General features: G+C 44.5%; 5 protein-coding genes and 1 tRNA gene. 3 read left to right on the forward strand and 3 right to left on the reverse strand.

From position 1 onward, the window contains the following. Positions 1–110: 110 nt before the first annotated feature. Complete coding sequence (locus tag R7Z41_RS01920; protein ID WP_169628355.1) at positions 111–1,205, forward strand: PLP-dependent cysteine synthase family protein; 1,095 nt, start codon at positions 111–113, stop codon at positions 1,203–1,205. Positions 1,206–1,266: 61 nt separating this feature from the next. Here the strand turns inward: R7Z41_RS01920 and R7Z41_RS01925 are convergent, their stop codons facing one another. Then, on the reverse strand, positions 1,267–1,584 hold the full coding sequence (locus R7Z41_RS01925; RefSeq protein ID WP_005378586.1) for a DUF1244 domain-containing protein: 318 nt from the start codon (positions 1,582–1,584) through the stop codon (positions 1,267–1,269). Between the two features lie 214 nt (positions 1,585–1,798). On the opposite strand from R7Z41_RS01925, the gene R7Z41_RS01930 reads away from it, so the two are divergent. Continuing rightward, the gene (locus tag R7Z41_RS01930; protein WP_047100886.1) at positions 1,799–2,374 is read left to right on the forward strand and encodes a porin family protein; all 576 of its coding nucleotides are present in this window, start codon (positions 1,799–1,801) and stop codon (positions 2,372–2,374) included. Positions 2,375–2,454: 80 nt separating this feature from the next. On the opposite strand, the gene vmeF is transcribed toward R7Z41_RS01930, so the two are convergent. Next, the gene (gene vmeF, locus R7Z41_RS01935; protein ID WP_025766946.1) at positions 2,455–5,568 is read right to left on the reverse strand and encodes a multidrug efflux RND transporter permease subunit VmeF; all 3,114 of its coding nucleotides are present in this window, start codon (positions 5,566–5,568) and stop codon (positions 2,455–2,457) included. Next, on the reverse strand, positions 5,568–6,662 hold the full coding sequence (locus tag R7Z41_RS01940) for an efflux RND transporter periplasmic adaptor subunit (protein WP_017820000.1): 1,095 nt from the start codon (positions 6,660–6,662) through the stop codon (positions 5,568–5,570). Before R7Z41_RS01940 ends, vmeF begins: the two co-directional genes overlap by 1 nt. A 292-nt stretch (positions 6,663–6,954) precedes the next feature. Here R7Z41_RS01940 and R7Z41_RS01945 point away from each other — a divergent pair. Further along, positions 6,955–7,021 (forward strand) — tRNA-Tyr (locus tag R7Z41_RS01945).

The following is a 7,021-nucleotide window of genomic DNA, read 5'->3' on the forward strand; positions in this document are numbered from 1 at the left end:
TTTCTACAAAAATCTTTATTAAGAGTAACAATAGCAAAGTTTTTCTCGAAAATTATAGATAAATTATCCCTATCTAATACTTATCTATCGATTTCCCCAGGAGAGACGCCATGTGTACTGACCACAATTGGATCAACAATGCAGTGCGTAAAATTGAAGCAGACTTCCAACGTTCTGCTGATACTCACTTATTTAAACTCGAACTACCTTCTCTTGATGGTATCGATATCTATCTAAAAGATGAGAGTACGCACCCTACAGGCTCTCTTAAGCATCGATTGGCGCGCTCATTGTTTCTTTATGCTATTTGTAATGGATGGATTGGTCCTGAAACCACTGTAATCGAGGCGTCCTCAGGCAGCACTGCCGTTTCGGAAGCGTATTTTGCGCGTTTACTTGGCTTACCGTTCATTGCCGTCATGCCGAAAACCACTGCACGTAAAAAGATCGAACAAATTGAATTTTACGGTGGTAAAGCGCACCTTGTTGAACGATCAGATCAGATTTATGACGAGTCTCGACGCTTGGCTCAAGAGCTAAATGGTCACTACATGGACCAGTTTACTTATGCTGAACGCGCTACTGACTGGCGCGGTAACAACAACATCGCGAACTCTATCTTTAGCCAAATGGAGTTAGAAGATCACCCGATTCCTAGCTGGGTAGTGATGAGTCCTGGAACAGGCGGCACATCAGCAACCATTGGCCGTTTTATTCGTTACCAAAAATACGACACTAAGCTTTGCGTGGTAGACCCTGAAAACTCAGTGTTTTACGATGCTTTTCAGTCAGGTAATCACTCATTAAAAGGTGAGACCGGCAGCAAAATTGAAGGTATCGGGCGACCACGTGTCGAACCAAGCTTTATTGCTGGTGTCATTGATGAAATGCGCAAAATTCCAGACGCAGCCAGTGTGGCAACCGCCCATTGGGTATCTCAGCTGATTGGACGTAAAGTCGGCGCATCAACAGGCACCAATCTTTACGGTGTGCTGCAATTGGCTTGTGAGATGAAACAACGCGGTGAGAAGGGTTCTATCGTGACGCTTCTATGTGATTCTGGAGAGCGTTACCTAGATACGTATTATGACTTAACATGGGTAAAAGAGAACATCGGCGATATTCAACCTTACTTAGCTCAACTCGAAGTCATTCAAGCAAAAGGTTGCGTTGAGCCAGCTTGTTGCGGCTCAACTAACGCTTAACGTGCAAACTGGACTTTAAAAAACAGCCCAACTTCATGCGGGCTGTTTTTATCGCTGGGTTTTACTTTTTCTGGCGCGCTTCAAACGCAGCCAATTGTTCTGGCGTTGCCGCTGGTTGATGATTTTGTTTCCACTCATCGTAAGTCATGCCGTAAACACGTTCGCGAGCGTCATCAATATCTAAATCCAAACCGAGATTTTCAGCCTCAGATTTATACCATTTGCTAAAGCAGTTGCGACAGAAGCCCGCAAGGATCATCAGATCGATGTTTTGTACGTCTTTGTTGGCATCTAAATGCGCCAATAAACGGCGAAATGTCGCCGCGTCTAACTTATCTTGTTCTTCTTGAGTCAAGTTTTTATATTTGAATTCAGCCACTTTCCTTTCCTTCTCTCTTATTTGACTAGCTTTCGTCACCATATCTAGTTAGTTGGTAGTCATGAGTAAGAAGTATGCTTTAGCGCAACAATTCCCATTCTAAAATCACTACCTTTGATAAAAGCTGATATGATAATTACCACCCATCCTATTGATTAAATTAACATTTAAACAAATCATTACAACGGTCTTTTACCAAGGTTATCGTCTAGTTATGAAAAACGCCATTCTATTATTGTCTACCTTGACCATTAGCGTGCCAACTTTAGCTGCTCAAGAACAAGCTCATCAATCTTATTTTTATCTAGGTACTGGTAACGTTGGTTTTGATACACCGTACTTCGGCTCGGATAGAGACAATGAGTGGTCAACACCACATATCACAGTTGGCTGGGGTTACCATGTAAACCAATACCTCGCGTTTGAAGGGGTTCTGCGCTATTCACAAAATGAACTTAAGAACGATGCTCTAAAAACTGACTTAGATCTTCACTATTACCAAGCAGGTATGTCTGCTGTTGTAACGAGTGATGACTTAGGCGATACGCCACTATCACTATTCGGTCGCGCAACAGCGCTTGGCACTCAAGCCGAAATGTACGTACCAAACGAACAAAAGGTCACAGATGACTCAGGCGCACTATTCAACATCGGTGTTGGCGTCCATTGGGATATGAGTACAGATATCTGGTTACGCGCAGAGTACATTTATAATGTCGCAGATATGGGTTTTGAAGATTTTTACGACAGCTACGAAGGTGTACAAATCAGCCTAGGGAAACGCTTCTAATCGAACGCTTCCGAGCTAACGTTAAACCGATAAAGAGAAGCCGAGGTTATTACCTCGGCTTTTATGTTTTAACGTTTGATTTAAGGGTGCGCTATACGGCCCTTCGTATCATGGCTAATTGCTTTGTTTAACTCTGCTTCTACATGACCTGGTGCTTGTGTTTTCGCCGAAATCAATCGGTACATTGCCGGGATAACAAACAAGGTCACCAATGTCGCAAACCCCATCCCGAAAAAGATTACCGTACCCACGGCAATACGGCTCTCATAACCCGCCCCTGTCGATACTATCAACGGAATTGCGCCAGCAAGTGTGGTAAACGCAGTCATCAAGATTGGACGTAGACGTCGCGCAGCTGCATCAATGATCGCTTTTTCAAACTCAACGCCACGATCACGTAGCTGATTGGCAAATTCTACGATCAAAATACCGTTTTTCGTCACCATACCAATCAACATGATCATGCCGATCTGACTATAAATGTTCATACCTTGGCCCATAATAACCAAACCAAGAAAGCCACCAAATACACCCATCGGCACCGTAAACATGACCACTAACGGGTTTACGAAGCTTTCAAACTGAGCCGCCAACACGAGATACGCCACTAGCAGTGCCAATGCAAACACAACAGCAACACTCGCTTGGTTCTCTTTAAAGTCTTTCGACTCCCCCGAATAACTCACCGAAATGTCACCCGGTAAGTTGTCGATGGCTTCCTGGTCTAGGTAATTCAGCGCATCTCCTAATGTATAACCTTCCGACAGGTTGGCAGTAATAGTGATGGACTTCTGTTTGTTGTAGTGAGAAAGACGAATAGAGGCCGCCACTTCTTCAATTTTTGTGACCGCATCTAACGTCACTAGCTGACCGCTATTCGTGCGCAGATAAATCTGACTTAAATCTGCAGCATTATTAAAGCTATTTTCATCACCGCGAAGATACACATCGTACTCTTCGCCACGCTCAACATAAGTCGTTTCGCTTTTACCACCGAGCATGATTTCTAGGGTGTCAGAAATGTCTTTAACACTGACTCCTAGCTCTGCGGCACGCTGTCGGTCAACTGTAACCAATAACTCAGGCGTTTTTTCCGAGTAATCTATCTCTGCTCCTTCCATCATTGGTGATTCTTCTGCTTTGTTCTTTAGCATTTCAGCCCAAACAACGAGCTCATCGTAATCAGAGCCGCCTAATACGAACTGAACTGGCTCACTCGAACCACCTTGGAAACCTGGCATAAATGGGAACACTCGAACATCTGGGATACCTGCCAATTCTTTCCGTACTTTGTTAAGGGCTTGCTGAGCCGTGATATCACGTTCGTTCCAATCTTCTAGAATCATGATCACAAAGCCAGTCTGGTCTCCTGCCTGGCCACCAAACGCTGGCGTTTGGATGCTGAATGACTTCAGATAACCTTGCCCTAGTAATGGCATCAATCGGTCTTCGACAATATCCATATTGGCTGACATACGATTGTATGACGTAGCATCTGCACCGCGCACAAACGCAAATATCACACCGCGATCTTCTTGTGGGGTCAACTGGGCCGGTACCTGATTCATCAAGAAATAGCTACCGCCCAAACAAGCTAGAATCACCAGCGGAGCAGCCCAACGTACTTTCAATGCGCCTTTCAATAATGCGCGATAGCCACTCTCAAGCTTGCTAAACAAGCGATCAACCGCTTCATTGAATCGATTTGGTTTTACATTCGCCTTCAAAATCTGACTACCTAATACAGGAGTCAGCGTCAGGGCAATCAAAGAGGAGAATATGACCGACATAGCTAGCAATACAGAAAACTCTGTAAATAGTAGACCTACCATGCCATCCATAAAGGAGATCGGTAAGAACACCATCACCAGCACTAATGTTGTTGCTATAACAGCAAAACCAACCTCTCTTGTGCCTTTATATGCGGCGAGTAATGGCGATTCACCGCGTTCGATATGGTGGAAGATATTCTCTACAACCACAATTGCGTCATCCACCACCAAACCAATCGATAATATCAATGCCATCAAGGTGATCAAGTTGATAGAAAACCCAAAGTAGTACGCGGCAATGAACGAAGAAATCAGAGAAACAGGTACCGTAACCGCAGGAATTAAGGTTGCACGAGCTTGACCGATGAAAATGTACAACACCAAAATCACCAAGCCGCCCGTGATAAATAGCGTGCTGTACACCTCTTCGATTGAACGCTCGATAAACACTGTCGCGTCGTAATCTATCGCAAGACGTGTACCTTCTGGTAAGAACTTCTGGATGTTATCGACTTCAGACCTAACCAGCTTCGCTACTTCTAACGGGTTTGCGTCTGACTGCGGTACCACACCAAGACTGATGTTTACTACACCATCACTTTTGAAGGTTGAGTTTTCGTTTTCTGCACCAATGAAGACATCTGCTACATCTTTTAAATAGATAGGTGTATTGTCGCTTGCGCGTTTAATGACAAGATATTGAAAATCTTCAGGCGTGTTATAAGTACGAGCCGTACGCACGGACATTACTGTTGAGTCGTTGCGAACTTCACCACCTGGGCTTTCTAGGTTCTCACTTCGCAAAGCTGATGTAATGTCCGAAGCTGTAACTGAACGTCCAGCCATTAGTTCTGGCTTAAGCTTCACGTACATTACCTTGTACAAACCACCGGAGAGATCAATGGAGCTAACCCCAGAGATCAGGCTAAAGCGGTCCATCAATACACGTTCGGCATAATCCGTTAATTGAGTACGGTCCATCTCTGCAGAACTGAGATTGATGTAGAGCGACGCCTCTCCCGAGCCATTGTTCTTATAAACAATAGGGTCATCCGCTTCATCAGGTAGCGAGCGCTGAGCACGAGCTACGGCATCACGCACGTCGCTCACACCTGTGTTGAGATCGTAACCTAACTCAAACGTGATCGTGATACGCGACATGCTGTTACGAGTAGTGGAGCTAATTTCATCAACCCCACTGATCCCGGAAAGCTGGTCTTCCAAAACGGAGGTAATTTGGCTTTCAATAATAGTCGCCGATGCACCCTCATAACGCGTACTGATAGAAACGACTGGGCTTTCTATATCAGGCATTTCACGAACGGCTAATTTGGTGAATGACACAAAGCCAAACACACACAACAGCATGCTCAGAACCAACGCCGCGACAGGGCGTTTAACTGAAACGTCGGACAGTAACATTAGTTTTCTTCCTCATCCGATTCACTGTCATTGCGTGTCACATCCGTGGTGTTCGCTTTTAGTGGCGCGACAATTTCTTTCACTTCGACACCATCACGCATGTTAACAATGCCTTGAACCACAATCTTGTCACCAATCTCAACACCAGATTCGATCACCACCTCGTTGCCAACACGAGCACCTAGCGACACTTCTTGACGAGTAGCTTTGTTATTTTCATCAATTACATATACAAAACGTTTAGTTCCGGAGTATTCAAGTGCTTGAACAGGAATGATTGGCGCCTTAATAGCAGGAAATGCTAGTGAAGCGTTCATCAACATGCCCGGCTTCAATTGATTTTCTGGGTTATCAAACTCAATACGCACGCGAAGATTCAGTGTTTCGGCGCTGATCCGCGTATCAATACCTGTGACTTTACCAGTAAAGGTCTGGCTACCCCATGCACTGGTTTTAGCGATGACTTCCATACCAATAGAAAGCATCGATAAATAGCGCTCCGGTACTTGTAAATCCAGTTCCATGACGGAAAGATCATCCAACGTCAAAAGTTCAGTACCCGCACTGACCATTTTGCCGCGGCTAAAATCGATAAAACCAACAGTGCCAGAAAATGGGGCAGTAATATGGAGATCAGCTAAATTGGCTTGAGCAGCATCAAGCCTCGCTTGTGCTATTTCAACACTGGCTTTTTGTGCATCGATTTCAGTTTGAGTAATCGCATTCCGCTTAACCAAACGTTGGAACTCTTTTAACTTACGCTGTTCATCTTTAAGGTACGCCTTTGCCTCAATCAAAGCGGCTTGAGCCTTATCGTCATCTAACTTAATTAATAGCTGGTCTTGCTGGACATTTTGATTCGCTTTAACAGCGATTTGATTCACTTTGCCGGCGACTTCCGATGCGACAACCACAGACTCCGCTGCCTTTAATTTGCCGATAAGAGTTAAGGATTGATTGATCTCGTGCGTTTCTACTTGTTCAGTCACAACGGTAACCGCTGAGCCTCCTCGCATCGCAGCGCAAACCGATGGAGAACTCAGTAATATAGAAAGCGTTAAAACAGATAACGATAACGTGGCTTTCATGCTCATGATATTGACTTCTAAACGAATAAACTTATGTCATTAAACTGCTTACAGTTTATCAGTAGATACGGTGTTTAACGTCAAGTAGTGTAAATTCAAGTAAAAAGCGCGCTTCTCTTCTGTTCAAAGGACAAACAAAACGCTGACTTTCTACCATCTTTGCCCAAAAAGACAGCATTCAACGTAAAAACGTAAGAAAAACGCTTTACAGCCTGAGCGAGTTTGCTATGATGCGCTCCGCACTTGGGAGATGAGTTGGGAAAACATCTTACTAAGTATAAAAATCCTCTGGAGGGGTTCCCGAGTGGCCAAAGGGAGCAGACTGTAAATCTGCCGGCACTGCCTTCGATGGTTCGAATCCGTCC

Origin of the sequence: Vibrio sp. 1457 (assembly GCF_033340195.1) — a bacterium.
In the GTDB taxonomy this organism is placed as follows: Bacteria; Pseudomonadota; Gammaproteobacteria; order Enterobacterales; family Vibrionaceae; genus Vibrio; species Vibrio alginolyticus.

Bases quoted from the DNA above. Each gene is read 5' to 3' on its own strand.
- R7Z41_RS01930 (WP_047100886.1), top strand. From the start codon at position 1,799: ATGAAAAACGCCATTCTATTATTGTCTACCTTGACCATTAGCGTGCCA.
- vmeF (WP_025766946.1), bottom strand. From the start codon at position 5,568: ATGTTACTGTCCGACGTTTCAGTTAAACGCCCTGTCGCGGCGTTGGTT.
- R7Z41_RS01940 (WP_017820000.1), bottom strand. From the start codon at position 6,662: ATGAGCATGAAAGCCACGTTATCGTTATCTGTTTTAACGCTTTCTATA.
- R7Z41_RS01920 (WP_169628355.1), top strand. From the start codon at position 111: ATGTGTACTGACCACAATTGGATCAACAATGCAGTGCGTAAAATTGAA.